Raw genomic sequence first — 20,416 nt, forward strand, 5'->3', positions numbered from 1 at the left:
CGCCGCCGGCCTCACGAGGGCCGGCGGCGAATGCGCAGCCTACAAAGGGAAACATAGGGAGACACCGTGGCACTCGACGTGCTTACCGACCTCAGCAAGGTCCGCAATATCGGCATCATGGCGCACATCGATGCCGGCAAGACCACCACGACCGAGCGGATCCTCTTCTACACGGGCGTGAACCACAAGATCGGCGAGACGCACGACGGTGCTTCGACGACCGACTGGATGGAGCAGGAGAAGGAGCGCGGCATCACGATCACGTCCGCCGCTGTCACCTGCTTCTGGAACCAGAACCAGATCAACATCATCGACACCCCCGGTCACGTGGACTTCACGGTTGAGGTCGAGCGCTCCCTGCGCGTGCTCGACGGCGCCGTCGCCGTCTTCGACGGCAAGGAGGGCGTCGAGCCGCAGTCCGAGACCGTCTGGCGCCAGGCCGACAAGTACGACGTGCCCCGCATCTGCTTCGTCAACAAGATGGACAAGCTGGGCGCCGACTTCTACTTCACCGTCGACACGATCGTGAAGCGCCTTGGTGCGAAGCCGCTCGTCATGCAGCTTCCGATCGGTTCTGAGAACGACTTCGTCGGTGTCGTCGACCTGCTCACCATGAAGGCCCTCGTTTGGCCTGGCGACGCCAAGGGCGACGTGACCATGGGTGCTGCCTATGAGACCCAGGAGGTCCCCGCGGACCTCAAGGAGCGCGCTGAGGAGTACCGCCACCAGCTCGTCGAGACCGTCGCCGAGGCGTCCGAGGAACTCATGGAGAAGTACCTCGAGGGCGAAGAGCTCACGGTCGAGGAGCTCAAGGAGGGCGTGCGCAAGCTCACCGTCAACTCCGAGATCTACCCGGTCTTCTGTGGCTCCGCGTTCAAGAACCGCGGCGTCCAGCCGATGCTCGACGCGGTCATCGACTACCTCCCCTCGCCCCTCGACGTGCCGCCGATGATCGGCCACGATCCGAAGGACGAGTCGGTCGAGCTGAACCGCAAGCCGAGCGAGACGGAGCCGTTCTCGGCTCTCGCGTTCAAGATCGCTGCCCACCCGTTCTTCGGTCAGCTCAACTTCATCCGCGTGTACTCGGGCAAGGCTACGTCCGGCATGCAGGTGCTGAACTCGACGAAGGGCAAGAAGGAGCGCCTCGGCAAGCTCTTCCAGATGCACGCCAACAAGGAGAACCCGGTAGACGAGCTCCACGCTGGCCACATCTACGCCGTCATCGGCCTCAAGGACACGACGACGGGCGACACGCTGTGCGACATCAGCAACCCGATCGTCCTCGAGTCGATGACGTTCCCGGAGCCGGTCATCTTCGTTGCCATCGAGCCGAAGACGAAGGGCGACCAGGAGAAGCTCTCGACCGCCATCCAGAAGCTCTCCGCTGAGGATCCGACGTTCACCGTCTCCCTCAACGAGGAGACCGGTCAGACCGAGATCGGCGGCATGGGCGAGCTCCACCTGGACATCCTGGTGGACCGCATGCGCCGCGAGTTCAAGGTCGAGGCCAACGTGGGCAAGCCGCAGGTCGCGTACCGCGAGACCATCAAGAAGAAGGTCGAGAAGGTCGACTTCACGCACAAGAAGCAGACTGGCGGATCCGGCCAGTTCGCGAAGGTGCAGGTCACGTTCGAGCCGCTCGACACGGCCGAGGGCACGTTCTACGAGTTCGTGAATGCCGTCACGGGTGGTCGCGTCCCGCGCGAGTACATCCCTTCGGTGGACGCGGGCATCCAGGACGCCATGCAGTTCGGCATCCTGGCCGGCTATCCGATGGTCGGCGTGAAGGCGTCCCTCACCGACGGTGCCTACCACGACGTCGACTCCTCGGAAATGGCGTTCAAGATCGCCGGTTCCCAGGTCTTCAAGGAAGGCGCTCGCCGCGCTAACCCTGTTCTCCTCGAGCCGCTCATGGCAGTCGAGGTCCGCACGCCTGAGGACTACATGGGCGATGTCATCGGCGACCTCAACTCCCGCCGTGGCCAGATCCAGGCCATGGAGGATGCGGTGGGCGTCAAGGTGATCCGCGCGCTCGTCCCGCTGTCCGAGATGTTCGGCTACATCGGCGACCTGCGCTCCCGGACCCAGGGCCGCGCTGTCTACTCGATGCAGTTCGACAGCTACGCCGAGGTCCCGAAGGCTGTCGCCGAAGAGATCATCCAGAAGTCGCGCGGCGAGTAGTTCTGGAAGGTGCCCCGCGCCGTCGTCCGCTCGGGATTCGTCCCGAGAACGGGCGACGGCGGCGGGTCACCACACCGTGGGGCTGAACGCCCCGCGAATTTTACGAAAGAAACAGCCCCCCAGTAGACTTGCCAGAGTTTCAGTTGCGACAAGCGCGGCTGGAGGCAGTCTTCTTAAGAAACCTTCATAGGAGGAACCAGTGGCGAAGGCAAAGTTCGAGCGGACTAAGCCGCACGTCAACATTGGCACCATCGGTCACGTCGACCACGGTAAGACCACGTTGACCGCTGCCATTTCCAAGGTGCTTGCCGACAAGTACCCGGACCTGAACGAGAAGCGCGACTTCTCGTCGATCGACGCGGCTCCTGAGGAGCGCCAGCGCGGCATCACCATCAACATCGCCCACATCGAGTACCAGACGGAGAAGCGTCACTACGCTCACGTCGATGCTCCGGGCCACGCCGACTACATCAAGAACATGATCACCGGTGCGGCTCAGATGGACGGCGCGATCCTCGTGGTCGCCGCGACCGACGGTCCGATGGCCCAGACTCGCGAGCACGTTCTGCTCGCCCGCCAGGTCGGCGTTCCCTACCTCCTGGTTGCGCTGAACAAGGCCGACATGGTCGACGACGAGGAGCTTCTTGACCTCGTCGAGATGGAGGTCCGCGAGCTCCTGTCCTCGCAGGGCTTCGACGGCGACAACGCCCCGGTGATCCGCGTCTCGGGCCTCAAGGCTCTCGAGGGCGATCCCAAGTGGGTCAAGTCCGTCGAGGACCTCATGGACGCTGTCGACGAGAACGTTCCGGACCCGGTTCGTGACCGCGACAAGCCGTTCCTCATGCCGATCGAGGACGTCTTCACGATCACCGGTCGTGGCACCGTCGTTACGGGCCGCGCCGAGCGTGGAACCCTCGCCCTGAACTCCGAGGTTGAGATCGTCGGCATCCGCCCGATCCAGAAGACCACGGTGACGGGTATCGAGATGTTCCACAAGCAGCTCGACGAGGCGTGGGCCGGCGAGAACTGTGGCCTTCTGCTCCGCGGCATCAAGCGCGAGGATGTCGAGCGCGGTCAGGTCGTCGTCAAGCCGGGTTCGATCACCCCGCACACCGACTTCGAGGCGAACGTCTACATCCTCTCCAAGGACGAGGGTGGGCGTCACAACCCGTTCTACTCGAACTACCGCCCGCAGTTCTACTTCCGCACCACGGACGTGACCGGTGTCATCACCCTCCCTGAGGGCACCGAGATGGTCATGCCTGGCGACAACACTGAGATGACCGTTCAGCTCATCCAGCCGATCGCTATGGAAGAGGGCCTCGGCTTCGCCATCCGTGAGGGTGGCCGCACCGTTGGCTCGGGCCGCGTCACCAAGATCATCAAGTAGTCTCTTCGAGATCTTGGAGGCCTGTTGTAGGCCTTAGCGGAGAAAACCCCGTCGCAGCATTGCGGCGGGGTTTTCTTGTCGCCTATTATTCCAACGAGTGGATAAACCATCGGAGGGGGAATGATGGCAAGCAGGTCTCCGGAGTTCGATGCCGGTTACGCAGAGGGCTTCGAGGCCGGGCGACGTGAGGGTTTCTCAGAGGGGCACCGAGTGGGCTTCTTCGAGGGGCATCGTGCTGGCTGGGACGAGCGGGCCGCAGCGGGTCCGCCCGTACAGGTTCAGGCCCCGCCGCAGGCACCTCAAGCGAGACCAGTCGCCCAACCGAAGGCTCCCTTCGTCCGTCCGCCCGCCCCGCCGCCTCTGCCTCCGGGGCCTCGCCCTGCACAACCCCCGATTCTGAAGCCGAGCTCGGAGAGGTACGACGACGAGGAGGCCGCCCGCCGTCGTCGGCGTCGCGGGATGCTGAACGCGAACATCGCCCTGTACGCCGCCACGCTCCTGTTCGTCGCGGCTGCTGCGCTGTTCCTCGCCAGCGCTGCGAGCGATGTCCTGCGCCTCATCGCCCTGCTGACGGTCACAGCGCTGTTCTACTCGGCCGGCCTGCTGGTCCACGCGCGCGTGACACGGCTCCGGCCCGCCGCAGTCGCCTTCACCGGCACGGGGCTCGCGCTACTGCCCGTGTCTGGCCTCGCTGTCGACGTTCTGGCCGTGCACAACCCTGCGCTCACATGGTTCGCGACGAGCGTCGTGGGTCTCATAGCGTTCGGGGCGGCGGCGGTTCGGCTCGAAAGTCGCATCCTCATCTACGCCTCGATCACGTTTGCGTTCTCTGGTGCGTGGTCCGGTGCTGCCGCGTTGGGCGGTGCCCTTGCCATCGATCTGGCAGCGCTGCTCGCGTTGTCGGCAGGCTTGGGAGTCCTCGTGCTCGCTCGTCCGCGATGGATTCCGCGGGCCTACCTGCGTCCAGTCGTCCGCGTGCATCCGTTGGTGGCCCCCGCGGTGCTGGTCGCTGCAACCTTTGCATCGGCGGCCTTGGACCGTTGGCAGTACCCGGGGCTGGCAGCCGCCGTGTGCGCCTCGCTCGCCGTCACCGCGCTCGTGCGGGGCTCGGCGCTGGTCCGTCGCCTCTCGTGGTGGGGCGCGCGGGCGACGGCGGTCCTCGCCCTGACGGTTGGGTTCGCCCAAGCGGCCGACGCCGGCTGGCTGGGCAACGGCGCAGACCCGTTCGACGTCGCGATCGCTGCGGCCGGGGTGACAGCAGCGGTCGAAGTCTTCCTTGTTGTGTTCCTTGAGGATCGCCTTGAGGTTCGGCTAGGGCTGACGCGGCGTCTGATGGGACTCGAACAGGCGACGGCGGTCGGCGTGGTCTTCGTCCTGGTCGTGACTGCGGTTCTGGCGGAAGTTCTGACGGAAACGGCACAGAGCCATCCCCGTGGCGGCGCTGTGGTGTGGTGCTGCACGGCGCTGCTCTTCTCCGCCCAGCTTGTGGGGTGGCGGCACGGTCGGGCGGCCGAGTGGCTTCCGTGCGCGGCCTATGCGGCCCTCCCGATCGCGCACGGATCGTTGGGGCGTACTGCCTTTGCGGTGCTCGTTGTGTGGGGTGCCGCGTACTGGCTCGTCCGTGCCAGGTGGCCCCGCAACCCACGCCCTCTCGCGGGCCGTCCTTGGAACCCAGTGCACCTCGTGGCGGTGGCGCGGTACGCGTCCCTCCTCGCCGTTCCTGCTGTGGCCGACGCCTGCTTGCCCTCCGGATGGGATGCCGATGGCCGCGCAGCCGTTCTGGGTTCCGCTCTCGCAGGGATTGCGGCCGTCCAGCTTGCGCTCTCGGCGCTGCTGCGAGCCCGCCATCTCGCGGAATTCGGGCGCCCTGCGAGCCTCGTAGTGATGGCGGCTGCGGCTGCCATCGGGTGTGGGCTGCTGGCCGTCACGGCGACGAGCTGGGTTCTCTACGCCCTGACCGTGACGCTCGTCTGCGGAGCCAGCGTAGCGGTCTCAGTGGTCCCCACCCCGCTCTCAGTGGTCCCCACCCAGAGTGGTGAGGCGGAGAGTGGCGAGGCGGACGAGCGATGGGCGTTCCTCGGCGCTTTCGTCCCGCCGAGCCTCTTGGTGTTCGTGGCGGGGGAGGCGTACGCCGTGAACGAGTGGGGCATGGGCAATTGCGTCCTGTGCGTGCTGACCCTCGTGCTCGGATTCAAGGCAGCGCGATCGCCAGTCGGCGTCAGCCGTTGGACCTACGTTTTGCTCACTCGGGCCTCTGGGACGCTCCTCGCCCTCGGGGTCTTCCACGCTCTTGGCCTCGCAGGGTGGACCTTCAACCTCGGCGGTCGGCCGGTTTCGGCGTGGCACGTGCTCGCGGCGGCAACGCTAGCGCAGCTTTGGGTCCCTCTCGCCGCCGCGGCCAGAGGCAGAGACGCTAGAGGCGGAGAAGACGGAGGCGACGAGCCCCGAGACAACGAAGCCCGAGGCAGAGAGGAGCGTTGGGCCCTCCATGACGTTGCCGTCACCCTTGGCGTTGCGGCCGTAGCCTCAATCCTGGCCAGCTTGACCGAAGGGCTCGCAGACTCCGGCCCCATCGGTCCTATGACCGGGATCGTCTTGGTCGGTCTCACTGTGGGGGCCGCGGCGTCCGGCATCGTGCTGCGGCGGCAGCCCGTTGCGCTTGTGCTCGTGCCGGCCGTCCTGATCGTGACCCCGCTGGCGGCGCGCGGCAACCTGCGAGTCCTCGAGATCGCAGTTGGGCTCTGCGCCGCCTACGCCGCAGTGATGGTGTACCTCGCGCCCGGTGTGAGGCTGCGGGGCGTTCATCTGCTCGCGGCACGAGCGCTGCCGCTGGTCGTGGCGGGGCTCGTCGCCCACGACGCGACCGCCTCGCCAACGGTGCTGAGCCTCGTGTTCGCCGTAGGGCTTGCGTTGCAGCACGGCGTGCGCCGCTTGCTCAAACGGACGACGGCGGCCCTCCCGTTCCAAGCCACGGCGTACTGGAGTGGCTTGGCGGCCCAGCTTGCCCTGCCGATCGCCTACGCCTTCACGGCCCGGGCCGAGGCGGGCGGCGGGCGGTGGGTTCTGCTGGTCGAAACGGCACTCGCAGCAGCCTCGGTGATGATGACCCTCCGCGAGCATCCGCGGGCGAGCTATGGGGCGGTCGGGTCCGTTTTCCTCGCGCTTCTCTGGCTTGGGCCAGTGTTCCCGTTCCCGTCGGGCCAGCTCCTGTCAGAGCCCCTCCTCTCGTCACTGGGCTTCGTGCTGGTGTCGGCTTCGCTCGCGGCGGCGCATGCGTTTGGCCTTGGGCATTGGGGCGGCTCAAGCATCCGGCTCAGCACGGGAAGAGGCGGAAGCCCCTGGCATCCTTCCATCTGGCCATGGACGACGGGCGGCGCGTTGTTTGCGTCGGCAGGGCTCATCGCCGGGCTCGGCGAGGAGCCGTGGGCCCTGGGCCTTGCGGTGGGCGCGGCGGCGGCAGTCCTCGTCACGGCCAGCTGGGTCTGGCGGGGCGTCAGCGGCGTGACGGAGGCGACGTTCCCCACCGGAGCCATCGGATTCGTGATGGCGGGCATCGCCATCGCGACGAGCGTGTTCGAAGGAGAGGCAGCGCCTTGGCGGTACGTTCTGCCTTTGCTCGTCGGCGGCCTGGTTCCAGCCGGGGTCGGGCTCGCCCTCCGCTGGACCGCCGTGTGGCTGAAGGACGACGAGCGCCTCACCGCGTCCCTCGTCCAGCTCGCGCTGGATCCGGTCCGCCGCTGGTCACTCGCAGCCGTGACGGGCCTCGCCCTGGTCCTCCCGGCACTAGCCTCGTGGCATCTGCCCGCGGCCCACCTCCTTCCCGGGCTCGCGGCCGCCCTCGTCGTCCTCGTTGTCTCCGAGGTGCCCCCGCGGTGGCGCAGGTCGTCAGCGGAATTCGGCGCCGTCGTCGTGCTCGCTGCAACGCAACGCGCGGTGTTCGCCGGGGATGACCCGAGTCTGTTCTGGCTCGTTCAGTGGTACGTCGTCGCGGCGGCCCTTGTAGCACTGCTGCGCTACATCGCCGGGGACCGTCGAGTGGGCCAGAGATGGCTGGCGGGTGCGGCAGGGATAGCGAGTTTCGTCGGCCTCGTGTCCGCGCCTGAGGCGGATACGGCCCGGCAGATCTGGCTGCTGGTGGTATTTGTCGGGCTGACGGTCTCCGGTCTGGCGGCTGCGGACCGCAGGTTCACGGCATGGGGCGGAGTCGGGGTGCTCGCGTGCGTCCTGTGGGCTGTCCGCGCCTACCCGTATCTGCTGCTCGCCGCCCTCGGCTTGGCTCTCGTCGGGGCGGCTGTCTGGTGGCTTCTGCGCGCGTCCCGGGGCACGCTGTTACGGTAGGAGCGTCGGCCGGACAGCCGGTGCACTCGAGGGAGGAAGCCCGCCGTGGCCTGGATAATCGTCATCGCTCTGGTCATCGTGATCGTGGGCGGCTATTTCAGCATTCGTAAGAACTTCAAGAACGAGATCGAACGCGCCCGGCGCATCCGGCGGGCAAACCGCGGAGAATAGCCGGCGAACCGCGGCGAATAGCCAGGGAATCCCAGCGAAGCTACGCCCGGGTTCGTTCGCGTGCCGCAGCGAGCTGCCGGAGCCACTCGAACGAGGCCTTGGGGGTCCGCTCGAGGGTGTCGAAGTCGACATGGACGAGCCCGAAGCGCTGCGTGTAGCCCGCGGCCCACTCGAAGTTGTCGAGGAGGGTCCACACGAACCAGCCGGCAAGCTGCACCCCGTCCGCGGGGCCGCCCGGCGCCACCGAGCGGAGCGCGGACTCGAGGTGGGCCGCGAGGAAGTCGATCCGCTCGCTGTCGTCGATCGGTCCGTCGGCGCTCTCGGGCTCGGGAAAGCTTGCGCCATTCTCGGTCACGAGGACCGGCGGGAGTGAGTTGCGGTAGCGGTCTCGCATCTGAGCCAGCAGGGTGCCCAGATGCGCCGGCGCGATCGGCCAGCCGAACCCGGTGCGGCGGAATTCGGGGAAGTCGGCGAGGTGGAACGGCAGCCGTTTGAGCGCGGCTATGTGATGGTGGTGCCCGGCAGGTGCGTCCGTGGTCCGCGCGGCGCCCGCGCCGATCCGCACCGGGAAGTAGTAGTTGAGCCCGTAGAAGTCCAGTGGCTGCCCGATGAGATCGAGATCGCCAGGGCGTACGGCGCGCAGGAGCGGTGCGAAGTTGCGTTTCGCGATCCACGGAACGCGCGGGTAGTGGCCGAGCAGGACGGGGTCGGCGAAGAGGCGGTTGAAGATGACGTCGAAGAGCCCCGCGTGGAGCCGGTCGAACGGCCGCCACGACTTTGCCGAGACGGGCGAGTGGAGGTTCGTGATGCCGATCCCGCCGTCGGTTGTCGTCCGAAGTGCCTGAACCGCGAGCCCGTGGGCGAGGAGCTGATGGTGGACGGTCGGCAGGGCCTCGTAGAGGAGCTGCTTTCCCGGTGCGTGCAGCCCGAGGGCGTACCCGTTGAGCGTGACGGTCGCTGGCTCGTTGAGCGTGATCCACTGGTCCACGCGGTCGCCGAGCCGTCGCCCAGCCTCGGCGGCGTAATCGGCGAACCGCTCCGCCGTTCCGCGCGAGAGCCAGCCGCCGTCCTTCTCGAGGGGGAGGGGAGTGTCCCAGTGGTAGAGCGTGACGAGGGGGCGGATTCCGGCTTCGAGCAGGCCGTCGAGGAGGCGCTCGTAGAAGGCCCAGCCCTTCTCGTTCCACGCGCCGCGGCCGTCGGGCTGGACCCGCGGCCACGCGATCGAGAACCGGTACGCGTCGACGCCGAGGCGCGCCAGAAGAGCCAGATCCTCGCCTAACCGGTGGTAGTGGTCGTCGGCCACGTCGGCGGAGGCTCCCTCGGCGATCACGCCGGGGGAGTGCGCGAAGGCGTCCCACCCCGACGGTCCGCGGCCGTCGTCGTCGACCGCGCCCTCGATCTGGAAGGCGGCCGTGGCGACCCCGAGCGCGAAGCCCGGGGGCAGCAGGGCTGCCAAGCGATCGACGGCGGTACGGGGCATGGGCCTATCATCGTCCCGAGTGCGCGTCTTGGCCATTGCGCAAGCAGCTTGGGGTTCAAAGGTCGGTGATCAAAGGGCCGCGGCTCGCAAAGGAACGCGGGTCAAAGGGCGTGTCGAAAGGCCCGGCTCAGCGCGCGGCAGCGGGCGCGTCCGTGAGAAGCGCGGCGACGGCGGTTCCGGCTCGCAGCCCGTCGTCGAACGCGCGGACGGCGTTGAGGCCGCTTGCGTCCCGCGCTCCGCCGATCACCGTGTGCGGGATGCCCTCGCGCGCGAGTCCCTCGGCGAGCGTGACGTGGGGTTCCTGCCCGGCTGCGAGGATGACCGTGTCGCCGGGGACGAGCTCCGGGGCCCCTTCCGCATTGGTGATCTCGACGCCGTCGGCCGTGATCCTGGTGTAGACGACGCCGGTGAGCGTCCGCACTCCAGCGGCACGCAGCTCTGCGAGGACTGCCCAGCGGGTCGACGGGCCGATCCCCTCGCCGATGCGCCCGTTCCGGCGCATGATCGTGATCTCCCGCTCCGGGTCCGCTTCGGCGAGCAGATGGGCGAGGTCGACGGCGATTCCCCCGGCCCCGATGATGGCCACGCGACGGCCTACTGCCGTGGGTTCGGCGAACGCCTGACGGTAGTCCACGACGTGCCCGAGATCCGTTCCCGGGAGCTTCACGGTGCGCGGCAGGACACCGCTTGCGACGACGACATGCGCGTAGCCCGCGAGATCGCTTGGCTCAACATGCGTACCTGTGACCACCCGCACGCCCAAGCCTGGCAGGAGGTTCTCGAAGTATCGGATGGTCTCGAGGAAGTCCGCCTTGCCGGGCACGCGCCCCGCGAGCTGGAACTGGCCTCCGATCGCGCCGGCGGCCTCGAACAGGTCCACGCGGATCCCGGCCGCCGCCAGGGTCGCGGCGGCTTGGAGCCCCGCGGGACCTGCGCCGACGACGGCGACCTGCCCGGGACCGTCGATGGAAGCCGGCGGCGCGGCCTGCTCGTGCGACGCAGGCAGGGCCGGGAGCGGGATCGGCGGGTACTCGAGCTCGCGCCCGGCTCGGGGGTTGACGAGGCACGAGACCGGCTCGTCCCCAAAAGAGCGGTCGAGGCACGCTTCGTTGCAGCCGATGCAGGTGTTGACCAGTTCGAGCCGGCCCGCGCGGGACGTCTCCACGATCCGCGGGTCGGCAAGGAACGGCCGGGCCATGGCCACGAGATCCGCGTCGCCCCGGGCGAGGGCTTCGTCAGCGAGCGGGATCGAGTTGACCCGGTTCGAAGCGATGACCGGAGCCTCGAACCCGGCCCCGCGGACAGCCTCGCGCACGCGCCGGGCAACCGCGAGCCAATGCCCGTGCGGGACGAGGGCCTGGACCGTAGGGACCGAGGACTCGTGCCAGCCGATTCCCACATTGAGCGCGTCCACCCCGGCGCCCACGAGCGCGACGGCGAGGTCATCGAGTTCGCGGTCGCTGCTCGAGCCGTCCACGAGGTCCGCCCCCGAGGTCCTCACGATGACGGGGAAGTCAGGCCCCACGGCGTCGCGCACCGCCCTCAGGACGGCGAGGGGGAAGCGGCGCCGCCGCTCGGCGTCGCCTCCCCACGCATCGTCACGCAGGTTCGTCAGCGGCGAGACGAACTGGTTGATGAGGTAGCCCTCGGACGCCATGATCTCGACGGCGTCGAAGCCGAGCTCGCGAGCCCGCCGGGCGCCGGCAGCGAAGTCGGCGATGGTGCGCTGGATCTGCTGCTCGTCCATCGCCTCCGGCTCACAGCGCGAGAAGCGGCTGTAGACGGACGACGGCGCGATCGGCTTGAGCCCGAACGTCGCCTCGAAGGCGTACCGGCCTGCGTGGAAGAGCTGCAGCGCCAGGTGGCCGCCCGCCTCGTGGACCGCAGCCACGGCACGAGAGAGCGCGGGGGTGGACTCGGGCTCGTTGACGAGCGCATAAGTCCGGCCCCCGGCCCCCTCTCGGTTCACGGCGGCGCCGCCCGTGATGATGAGGTCGGCGCCCCCGAGAGCCCTTTCGCGGTAGAACTGGGCGAGCGCGGCCCCGCCGTCGTCGGTCCGCTCGAGGTTGAGGTGCATTGAACCCATGACGATCCGGTGCTTCAACTCGAGCGTGCCGATGCGCACCGGCGTGAACGCGCGCGCCGTCATCAGCGGGTGGGCCGTTCCGGGATGCTGATCGGCTCGCTCGTCTCGTGGAAGTACGGCGGCGCGGCGACTGTCATCCCGCCGTCGACCACGAGGGTCTGCCCGGTGATGTAGTCCGAGTTGGGGGAGAGCAGGAACTCGATCGCGTTCGCCATGTCCGCGATGGTGCCGGGACGGCCCTTCGGGATCTTGGCGATGACAGAATCCATCGGAGCCTGGCCGGGGACGTTGTAGAAGTACTCGAGCGAATCCGAGTCGATGAGCCCGCCGTTGACCGCGTTCACGTTGATGCCGTACGGAGCGAACTCCACCGCCATGTAGCGCACGAAGGACTCGATCGCGGCCTTGTACGAGCCGAGCGCGGCGTACGTCGGGAACGCGCGCTGGCTGCCGTAGCTCGTCACGGCGACGATCCGACCGCCCTGGTCCATGAGCTTCACCGCCTCCTCGCTGCCGAGGACGAATGGGCGCACGTTCATGGCGTACGAGCGGTCGAGGTGGTGGGTGCGAAGCTCCATGACGCGCTTGAACGCGGCGGCGGCAGCGTTGTTCACGAAGTAGTCGAGCCTGCCGTACGTCTCCGCGACGGTGTCGAAGAGGCGCACGATGTCCTCGGGGTTCTCGACGTCGGCCTGCACGGCGACCCCATCGCCGCCGAGCTCCTTGAGCCGCTCGACGACGTCCTGGGCGAGCCCGGCGTTCTTCTTGTAGTTGACGACGATCTTCGCGCCGCCTGCCGCGAGCTGCTCGGCCAGCTGCCGCCCGATGCCCCTCGAGGACCCGGTGATGAGGGCGATCTTGCCTGCGTGGATCTGGTCCGTCACTTCGACTCCTTCACGGCGGCGCGGCGGAACACGTCCCGCGCCACGACAGTCTTCTGGATCTCGTTCGTGCCCTCCTCGAAGCGCTGCGCCCGGGCGTCCCGGTACACGCGCTCGATGGTCTGGGTCTTCCAGTACCCGAGTCCACCATGGACCTGCAGGGCCTTGTCCGTCACGCGCGTGAGCATGTCGACGGCGGTCATCTTGGCCATGGAGGAGAGGGCGCTTGCGGTTTCGCGCCCTTCCTGCCACTGCCCGGCGGCGTGGAGCACGAGCGCTTTCGCGGCCTCGATGTCCGCCTCATTCTCGGCGATCTGGAACGCGATGGCCTGGCGCTCCGCGAGCTGCTTGCCGAACGTCACACGGCGCAGGGCGTAGTCGACGGCGAGCTCCTGGGCACGCTCCGCGAGGCCGACGCAGGACATGGCGACGGAGATGCGGCTCGGCGTGAGGAAGCCCCCGAGGGCGACGGCGAGGCCCTCGCCTTCCTCGCCGAGGCGGTTCGCGACGGGCACGGGGGTGTCCGCGAAGACGAGCTCGGCGTGGTCCGTGCCGCGCACGCCCATGGTCTCGGACGTGTCGATCACGGTGGTGCCCGGCGCATGCCGGTCGACGAGCAGCGCGACGGTGCCGTGCTTGCCCGTGCTGCCCTCGAGACGTGCGAACAGGAGCCAGTAATCACAGCGGACGCCGAAGGTGATGAGGTGCTTCCGGCCCGTGAGGTAGTACGTGTCGCCCTCGCGGCGGACAGTGCTCGTGATGTCCGCGCCCGTGCCGTTGCCCGGCTCGGTGAGAGTGAAGGCGACCTTGATGTCGCCGGCGATCGAGGGCTTGATGAAGCGCTCGCGCTGGGCCTCGTTCGCGAACGGGTTCATGGCGCGCCACGTGCCGTTCACGACGTGCACGATCATCCGCACCGACGCGTGCGAGCGGGAGAAGATCTCCATGAGGCCCATCCACTGCACGAAGCTCAGGCCGCGCCCACCGAGCTCCGTCGGGGCAGCGAGCGAGAGGAAGCCGTGCTCCTTGAGCTCGGTCCACAGCTCCTCGGGTACCTCGCCGGAGGCCTCGATGCGCTCCGCCCAAGCCTCGCCCGGCCCCTTGACCCACGCGTCGACGTCGGACCTGAGCTGCTCGTACTCCGCCTCGGAAAGGGCGCTTCCGCGCCCGTCGAGACTGATGCTGGTGATGGTCACTTGCTTCCTCCATGGTCTGTCCGCTGCGGCGTCAGGTTCCTCGCCTGCTCGCGCAGCAGGTACTTCTGGATCTTGCCCACCGCGTTGCGGGGGAGGGCGTCCACGATTTCGAGCCGTTCGGGCCAGTAGTGCTTGGAGACCTGGTGCGCGTCCAGGTATTCCTGCATCCCCTCGAACGTGAGCGTGCCGTCCGGAGCCGGCACGACGAACGCGCACGCACGCTCGCCGAGCCGCTCGTCGGGGATGGCCGCGAGGGCCACGTCTTCCACGAGCGGGTGCTCGAACAGCAGCTGCTCGATCTCGGCCACCGGAATCTTCTCGCCGCCGCGGTTGATGACGTCGCGGACCCTGCCTGTGATGCGCAGGAAGCCAGCGTCGTCGATGATGCCGAGGTCGCCGGTGCGGTACCAGCCGTCCTCGGTGAACGCTGCCGCGGTGAGGTCCGGCCGGTCAAGATAGCCCTCGAACATCGTCGGGCTGTTGAGCTCGAAGTTGCCCTCGACGCCGGAGGGCAGGGGCTGGCCGTCGTCGGTCACGATCCGGAGCTTGACGCCCTCGAGCATGCGCCCGTCGGTTCCCCACATCTTGACCGGCTCATCGCTTGGAGTGGCGAGGGCGCCCAGGCAGGTCTCGGTTGTGCCGAACGCGCCGCATACAGCGGCTCCGAGGACGCGAGTCGCTCGCTCCGCGAGTGCGCGCGGCACCGCGGCGCCGGTCGCGACGAAGATCCGCAGGCTCTCGGGCACCTGCCCAGTCTCCTCGACCTTTTTCAGGAGGTCCATGAGGAACGGCGTGGCCGCCTGCACGAACGTCGCGCGCCACCCCTGCATCGCATCGAGCGCGCGCTGCGGATCCCACACCTCCTGGACGACCTGAGGCGCTCCGAGCACGAAGGCGAGCCACATGCCGTAGAGGAAGCCGGTCTGGTGGGCGAGCGGCGAGGGGATGTAGATCGTGTCGTCGCCAGTGAGCCCGAGGTGGCGGGCCTCCATGGCGGCGGCGCGGCTCAGCACCGAGTGCCGCTGGAGGACGCCCTTGGGCTCGCCCGAGGTGCCGGACGTGAAGAGGAGCTGGGCGTGGGCCGAGGCGTCGGGCGCGAGGGCGTCGAGCGCGTCGCGGTCGACGACGACGCCCGCCAGCGCTTCGTCCCAGTCGTGCCACTGCGGGCCGTTCTCGCTCCTTTCCTGGGGCGGGGCGCCCTGGGCCGCAGCGCCCTGGTTCGCTGCGGCGTCGTCCTCGGAGATGACGACGACGTGCCGCAGCGCGAGCGGAAGGCCTGACCCGCCGTCGTCCTCGCTCTGGAGGATCGAGGCGAGCTCGTCGGCATGGCGGCGCCCGCGGAAGGACGAGGGAAGGATGATGACGCTCGCCTGTGACCGGCGGAGCGCGAACGAGACCTCCCGCTCGCGGAAGATCGGCATGATGGGCGCGATGACTGCCCCTATGCGGGCAGCGGCCACGGCGCACCCGACGAATTCCGCGCGGTTGGGCAGCTGCACCGCCACGCGGTCGCCCGCTTGCACGCCGAGCTGGGTCAGGAGGGTGGCGATGCGGTCGGCGCGTTCGTCGAGCTCGGCCCACGTGCGGTGCTCGGTCACGCGGGGGCGCACGGCGACGACGGCGCTCGCGTTGGGCTTCTCGGCGGCCCACCGGCGAACCCAGTCGGAAGCCGGAACCGAGGCCGCGGCGTCGACGTCTCGCTGAGTGGTGATCCGGTGGAGGCTGTCCCGCGCTGCTCGAGCTGCCGGCTTCTTGGGCTCCGGACGCCGGACGGGCCCGTCCTCGACCCGCATGGAGAGGCCGAGCGAGTTCATGGCCGTGAGGAACTCGGGGTAGGAGATCCGGTAGGCGTTCGGGTAGGTGAGCGTCGAGCGGCCCTCGGCCGCGGAGGCGGCGACGGCCAGCGACATGAGGACGCGGTGGTCGTTGAACGAGGAGAGGTCGGCCGCAACGAGGCGCCGTACACCGCGGACGCGCAGATCGTTGCCGTCGATGCGAAGGTCTCCGCCCATGCTGTTGAGCTGGAGCATCGCAGCTACCCGATCGGATTCCTTGAGGCGGACGTGGGCGACGTTGCGGAAGACACTCTCGCCGTCAGCGAAGGTCGCGAGCGTGGACAGGATGGGCAGCATGTCGGGGACGGTTCTGCAGTCCACCTCGATGGGGGAGAGGCGCAGGCCGTCATGGCGGACCCGGACGGCGTCCACCGAGGGGTCGTAGGCCATGGGCAGGCCCATTGCCGAGACGATGTCGAGGAAGTCCGACTCAGGGTGGTCGGACTCGCCTGCGCTCGTCTTGCGCAGGCCATGCAGGACGACGTCGGCGGGCTGGAGGGCCGCGGCTGCGAGCCCAAAGGCCGCCGAGCCGATGTCCGGCGGCATCACGAGGTCCGTGGGGACGGGTACCTGGTTCGGCTCGATCTCGTAGTGGCGCCAGTCTTCCGAGACCGTCACGTGGAGGCCGAACTGGCGCATCATGCTGACCGTGAGCTCGATGTAGGTGCGCTCGTTGAACTCGCCCTCCACGGTGATCGTGGTCGGCCCGGTCGCAAACGGCGCGAGCAGGATGAGCCCGGAGATCCACTGGGAGAGTGTGCCTGCGATGTGGACGTCGCCGCCCGTGGGGCGCCGGCCGCGGACGCGGATGGGCGGGCAGTCGTCGGGCGAGGAGACGTCGGCGCCCATCTGCCGGAGGGCGGCGAGGAGGGGGCCGATCGGCCGGCGCTGGAAGTACTTCTGCCCGGTCACGACGACGTCGGACTCGCTCAGGGATGCCAGGCCCACCATGAAATACAGGGTTGTGCCGGAGCTCCCGGCGGAGACGGATTCACGCCGCGGGCGGTAGGGGCCTCCTTCGACGACGAAGGTGTCGCCCACGACGTCGATCCGGGTGCCGAGGCCGCGGAGGAGGCCGACCGTGTACTGGACGTGGCGGGCATCCGTGAGCCCGCGGATTCGGCTCACACCGGGTGCGAGCGAAGCGAGGATGAGTGCTCTGTGTGCGTGGTATTTCGAGTTGGGTACTAGTACCTCGCCCTTGACTGGTGCGGCCGTTCCGAGGACGGAGAGATGCATGGGTGTGCCCTTTGCGGTGAGGCCGCAGGGGTTCCGGAGCCCCCACGGCATTCAATTAGGATCCCTAATGACTTTCCGTAACCGAAACTAGTAAGGAAGCCGCAAGATAGGCAAGGGCGTGTCCGGATCGTGACTGAACGGGTCCGTATGCTGAACTGGGACCGCGTCGCGCGCTCGTCGTCGGTAGGTCTTCTTGCGCCGATTTCGCTTCTCCGCCGATCTCTGGCACACTAGATGAGTTGTTCAAGCGCTCCTTCGCGTCCCGATCCGGATAACGCCGGGTGCAGGGTCCAAGCTGGAGCCCAAATATGACCCACCTCCGCAAAGAAGCTACGGGTACGTGCGTGTGCAAATCACGACACGCCCGACCGCGGGGGTCGGAGGGCCGGCTGATTGAGGAACCCGGGAATGCTCGGATTCAGTCAGTGCGGCCTGTGGTGGCCTCGACCTTGAATGCCTCGGCAGCCACGGATAGCTGAAACCGAACAGTGCAGCACTGACATGAAAGCGAGTCGGACGATATGGCGGGACAGAAGATCCGCATCCGGCTGAAGTCGTATGACCACGAGGTCATCGATACTTCGGCCCGGAAGATCGTTGAGACGGTCACGCGCGCAGGCGCAACGGTGGTCGGCCCCGTGCCGCTGCCCACGGAGAAGAACGTGTACTGCGTTATCCGTTCTCCCCACAAGTACAAGGACAGCCGCGAGCACTTCGAGATGCGCACGCACAAGCGGCTGATCGACATCATCGACCCGACCCCGAAGGCCGTCGACTCGCTTATGCGCCTCGACCTGCCGGCGGACGTCAACATCGAGATCAAGCTCTAGTAGGGAGGTGCTGAGAGAACTATGACCGCAACCCGCAACGTCAAGGGGCTGCTGGGCACGAAGCTCGGCATGACCCAGGTCTGGGACGAGAACAACAACGTCATCCCCGTCACTGTCGTCAAGGCTGACACGAACGTCGTGACCCAGCTGCGCAACGCTGAGACCGACGGCTACACGGCCGTTCAGATCGGCTACGGCCAGATCGATCCCCGTAAGGTCACCAAGCCGCTCGCCGGCCACTTCGAGAAGGCCGGGGTCACCCCGCGCCGCCACCTCGTCGAGGTCCGCACGGCTGATGCAGAGGCCTACTCGCTCGGCCAGGAGCTCTCCGTCGAGCAGTTCGCCGCCGGCCAGAAGATCGACGTCGTCGGCACGACCAAGGGCAAGGGCTTCGCCGGTGTCATGAAGCGTCACGGCTTCGCCGGTGTCTCCGCCTCGCACGGTGCCCACAAGAACCACCGCAAGCCCGGTTCCATCGGTGCTTGCGCCACCCCGGGCCGCGTCTTCAAGGGCCTGCGCATGGCGGGCCGCATGGGCAACGAGCGTCAGACCACGCTCAACCTCACGGTCCACGCTGTCGACGCCGAGAAGTCGCTGCTCCTCATCAAGGGTGCCCTCCCCGGTGCCCGCGGCTCGGTCGTCCTCGTCCGCACCGCTGTGAAGGGAGCCTGAACTCATGGCTAACGCAACTGTGAATGTGGATCTCCCCGCCGAGATCTTCGACGTCCAGACCAACGTGCCGCTGCTGCACCAGGTTGTCGTCGCCCAGCTGGCCGCTGCACGCCAGGGCACGCACAAGGTGAAGAACCGTGGCGAGGTCTCGGGTGCCGGCCGCAAGCCGTTCAAGCAGAAGGGCACCGGCCGCGCCCGTCAGGGTTCCGTCCGCGCCCCGCACATGACCGGCGGCGGCGTCGTCCACGGCCCGACCCCGCGTGACTACTCGCAGCGCACCCCCAAGAAGATGAAGGCCGCCGCGCTCCGCGGTGCCCTCTCGGACCGCGCCCGCAACGGCCGCATCCACGTCGTGGAGTCGCTCGCCTCGGGCGAGAAGCCGAGCACGAAGGGCGCGATCGCGACCCTCAAGTCCATCACTGACCGCAAGAACATCCTTGTCGTTCTCGAGCGCGCCGAGGAGAATGCAGCCCTCTCGGTCCGCAACCTCCCCGAGGTCCACGCGCTCTACGCAGACCAGCTCAACACGTACGACGTGCTGGTTTCCGATGACGTGGTGTTCACCAAGGCGGCCTTCGACGCGTTCGTCGCCGATCGGGCGCCCAAGAACGAGGAGACCTCCAAGTGACTGCATCGAGCTACAAGGATCCGCGCGACGTCATCATCGCTCCGGTCGTCTCCGAGAAGAGCTACGGCCTGATCGACGAGGGCCAGTACACCTTCCTGGTGGACCCGCGGTCCAACAAGTCCGAGATCAAGAACGCGGTGGAGCAGATCTTCTCCGTCAAGGTTGCGTCCGTGAACACGGCAAACCGCGAGGGCAAGCGCAAGCGCACCAAGTTCGGCTGGGGCCAGCGCAAGGCAACCAAGCGTGCAATCGTCACTCTCAAGGACGGCAGCACGATCGACATCTTCGGCGGTCCGCTCGCCTGAGCGGAGACCACTTTAACGAGGAACAGGTAAATGGGAATCCGTAACTACAAGCCGACTACCCCGGGCCGCCGTGGCTCGAGCGTGGCCGACTTCGCAGAAATCACGCGCTCGACGCCGGAGAAGTCCCTGGTTCGTCCGCTCCCCAAGAAGGGCGGCCGTAACAACACGGGTCGTATCACCACTCGCCACAAGGGTGGTGGGCACAAGCGTCAGTACCGTCTGATCGACTTCCGCCGCCACGACAAGGACGGCGTCAACGCCCGCGTCGCGGAGATCGAGTACGATCCGAACCGCACCGCGCGCATCGCCCTCCTCCACTTCGTGGACGGCACCAAGCGCTACATCATCGCGCCGAACAAGCTCGCTCAGGGCGACTTCGTCGAGTCCGGCCCGGACGCCGACATCAAGCCCGGCAACAACCTGCCGCTCCGCAACATCCCGGTCGGTACGGTCATCCACGCCGTCGAGCTCCGCCCGGGTGGCGGCGCCAAGCTCGCCCGCTCCGCGGGTGCCTCGGTGCAGCTCGTCGCGAAGGAGGGCAAGTACGCCCAGCTCCGCCTGCCTTCGGGCGAGGTCCGCAACGTCGACGTCCGCTGCCGCGCGACGGTCGGCGAGGTCGGCAACGCCGAGCAGTCGAACATCAACTGGGGCAAGGCCGGCCGCCTGCGCTGGAAGGGCGTCCGCCCGACCGTCCGCGGTGTCGCGATGAACCCGATCGACCACCCGCACGGTGGTGGTGAGGGCAAGACGTCCGGTGGTCGCCACCCGGTCAACCCGAACGGCAAGCCCGAGGGCCGCACCCGCCGCCCGAACAAGGAGAGCGACAAGCTCATCGTCCGCCGTCGTCGTACTGGCAAGAACAAGCGATAGGAGCCTGGACACATGCCACGCAGCCTGAAGAAGGGTCCTTTCGTTGACCAGCACCTCTTTGTGAAGGTCGCCCGGGAAAACGATAAGGGCACCAAGAACGTCATCAAGACCTGGTCCCGCCGCTCGATGATCATCCCCGACATGCTCGGGCACACGATCGCCGTGCACGACGGCCGGAAGCACGTCCCGGTCTTCATCACCGAGTCGATGGTCGGGCACAAGCTCGGCGAATTCGCCCCGACGCGGACTTTCCGCGGCCACGTGAAGGACGACAAGAAGGGCAAGCGCCGCTGACCCTGCCGCATGGCAGAGGA

15 protein-coding genes are annotated in these 20,416 nt (G+C 67.9%); 10 read left to right on the plus strand and 5 right to left on the minus strand.

Annotated elements, in window-relative coordinates; translation table 11 throughout:
* Positions 1-66 precede the first annotated feature (66 nt).
* From fusA to L0M17_RS22160, 4 genes are all read left to right on the plus strand, one after another.
* Positions 67-2,181, plus strand: coding sequence for an elongation factor G (gene fusA, locus L0M17_RS04725; RefSeq protein ID WP_241051995.1), 2,115 nt, complete (start codon positions 67-69; stop codon positions 2,179-2,181).
* Between the two features lie 199 nt (positions 2,182-2,380).
* Positions 2,381-3,571 carry an elongation factor Tu gene (gene tuf / locus L0M17_RS04730; protein ID WP_043119403.1) on the plus strand — a complete coding sequence of 397 codons (1,191 nt, stop codon included), beginning with the start codon at positions 2,381-2,383 and terminating at the stop codon, positions 3,569-3,571.
* Positions 3,572-4,030: 459 nt separating this feature from the next.
* The gene (locus tag L0M17_RS04735; protein WP_241051999.1) at positions 4,031-7,909 is read left to right on the plus strand and encodes a hypothetical protein; all 3,879 of its coding nucleotides are present in this window, start codon (positions 4,031-4,033) and stop codon (positions 7,907-7,909) included.
* Positions 7,910-7,954: 45 nt separating this feature from the next.
* Positions 7,955-8,080 (plus strand): hypothetical protein, encoded by a 126-nt coding sequence (locus tag L0M17_RS22160; RefSeq protein ID WP_255733191.1) that lies wholly within the window; start codon positions 7,955-7,957, stop codon positions 8,078-8,080.
* Between the two features lie 40 nt (positions 8,081-8,120).
* On the opposite strand, the gene L0M17_RS04740 is transcribed toward L0M17_RS22160, so the two are convergent.
* From L0M17_RS04740 to aroA, 5 genes are all read right to left on the minus strand, one after another.
* On the minus strand, positions 8,121-9,560 hold the full coding sequence (locus tag L0M17_RS04740; protein ID WP_241052010.1) for a GH1 family beta-glucosidase: 1,440 nt from the start codon (positions 9,558-9,560) through the stop codon (positions 8,121-8,123).
* 127 nt (positions 9,561-9,687) lie between these two features.
* Complete coding sequence (locus tag L0M17_RS04745; RefSeq protein ID WP_372497989.1) at positions 9,688-11,646, minus strand: oxidoreductase; 1,959 nt, start codon at positions 11,644-11,646, stop codon at positions 9,688-9,690.
* A 62-nt stretch (positions 11,647-11,708) separates the two neighbouring features.
* Positions 11,709-12,530 carry an SDR family oxidoreductase gene (locus tag L0M17_RS04750; RefSeq protein ID WP_241052023.1) on the minus strand — a complete coding sequence of 274 codons (822 nt, stop codon included), beginning with the start codon at positions 12,528-12,530 and terminating at the stop codon, positions 11,709-11,711.
* A complete protein-coding gene (locus L0M17_RS04755; RefSeq protein ID WP_241052025.1) occupies positions 12,527-13,723 on the minus strand; it encodes an acyl-CoA dehydrogenase family protein in 1,197 nt (398 codons plus the stop codon). The genes L0M17_RS04750 and L0M17_RS04755 overlap by 4 nt, the downstream gene beginning before the upstream one ends.
* On the minus strand, positions 13,720-16,797 hold the full coding sequence (gene aroA, locus L0M17_RS04760) for a 3-phosphoshikimate 1-carboxyvinyltransferase (RefSeq protein ID WP_241052029.1): 3,078 nt from the start codon (positions 16,795-16,797) through the stop codon (positions 13,720-13,722). The genes L0M17_RS04755 and aroA overlap by 4 nt, the downstream gene beginning before the upstream one ends.
* 521 nt (positions 16,798-17,318) lie before the next feature.
* On the opposite strand from aroA, the gene rpsJ reads away from it, so the two are divergent.
* Genes rpsJ through rpsS form a run of 6 tightly spaced genes read left to right on the plus strand, consistent with a single transcriptional unit; the run spans position 17,319 to position 20,396 of the window.
* On the plus strand, positions 17,319-17,627 hold the full coding sequence (gene rpsJ, locus L0M17_RS04765) for a 30S ribosomal protein S10 (protein ID WP_043119398.1): 309 nt from the start codon (positions 17,319-17,321) through the stop codon (positions 17,625-17,627).
* 21 nt (positions 17,628-17,648) lie between these two features.
* Positions 17,649-18,299 (plus strand): 50S ribosomal protein L3, encoded by a 651-nt coding sequence (gene rplC, locus L0M17_RS04770; protein ID WP_241052030.1) that lies wholly within the window; start codon positions 17,649-17,651, stop codon positions 18,297-18,299.
* 4 nt (positions 18,300-18,303) lie between these two features.
* A complete protein-coding gene (gene rplD, locus L0M17_RS04775; RefSeq protein ID WP_241052039.1) occupies positions 18,304-18,927 on the plus strand; it encodes a 50S ribosomal protein L4 in 624 nt (207 codons plus the stop codon).
* Positions 18,924-19,232 (plus strand): 50S ribosomal protein L23, encoded by a 309-nt coding sequence (rplW, locus tag L0M17_RS04780; RefSeq protein ID WP_043119394.1) that lies wholly within the window; start codon positions 18,924-18,926, stop codon positions 19,230-19,232. Before rplD ends, rplW begins: the two co-directional genes overlap by 4 nt.
* Positions 19,233-19,262: 30 nt before the next feature.
* On the plus strand, positions 19,263-20,102 hold the full coding sequence (gene rplB / locus L0M17_RS04785) for a 50S ribosomal protein L2 (RefSeq protein ID WP_241052043.1): 840 nt from the start codon (positions 19,263-19,265) through the stop codon (positions 20,100-20,102).
* Positions 20,103-20,114: 12 nt separating this feature from the next.
* Complete coding sequence (gene rpsS, locus L0M17_RS04790) at positions 20,115-20,396, plus strand: 30S ribosomal protein S19 (RefSeq protein WP_043119392.1); 282 nt, start codon at positions 20,115-20,117, stop codon at positions 20,394-20,396.
* The last annotated feature ends 20 nt before the right edge of the window (positions 20,397-20,416 follow it).

This window comes from Sinomonas terrae (genome assembly GCF_022539255.1).
GTDB classification, from domain to species: Bacteria; Actinomycetota; Actinomycetes; order Actinomycetales; family Micrococcaceae; genus Sinomonas; species Sinomonas terrae.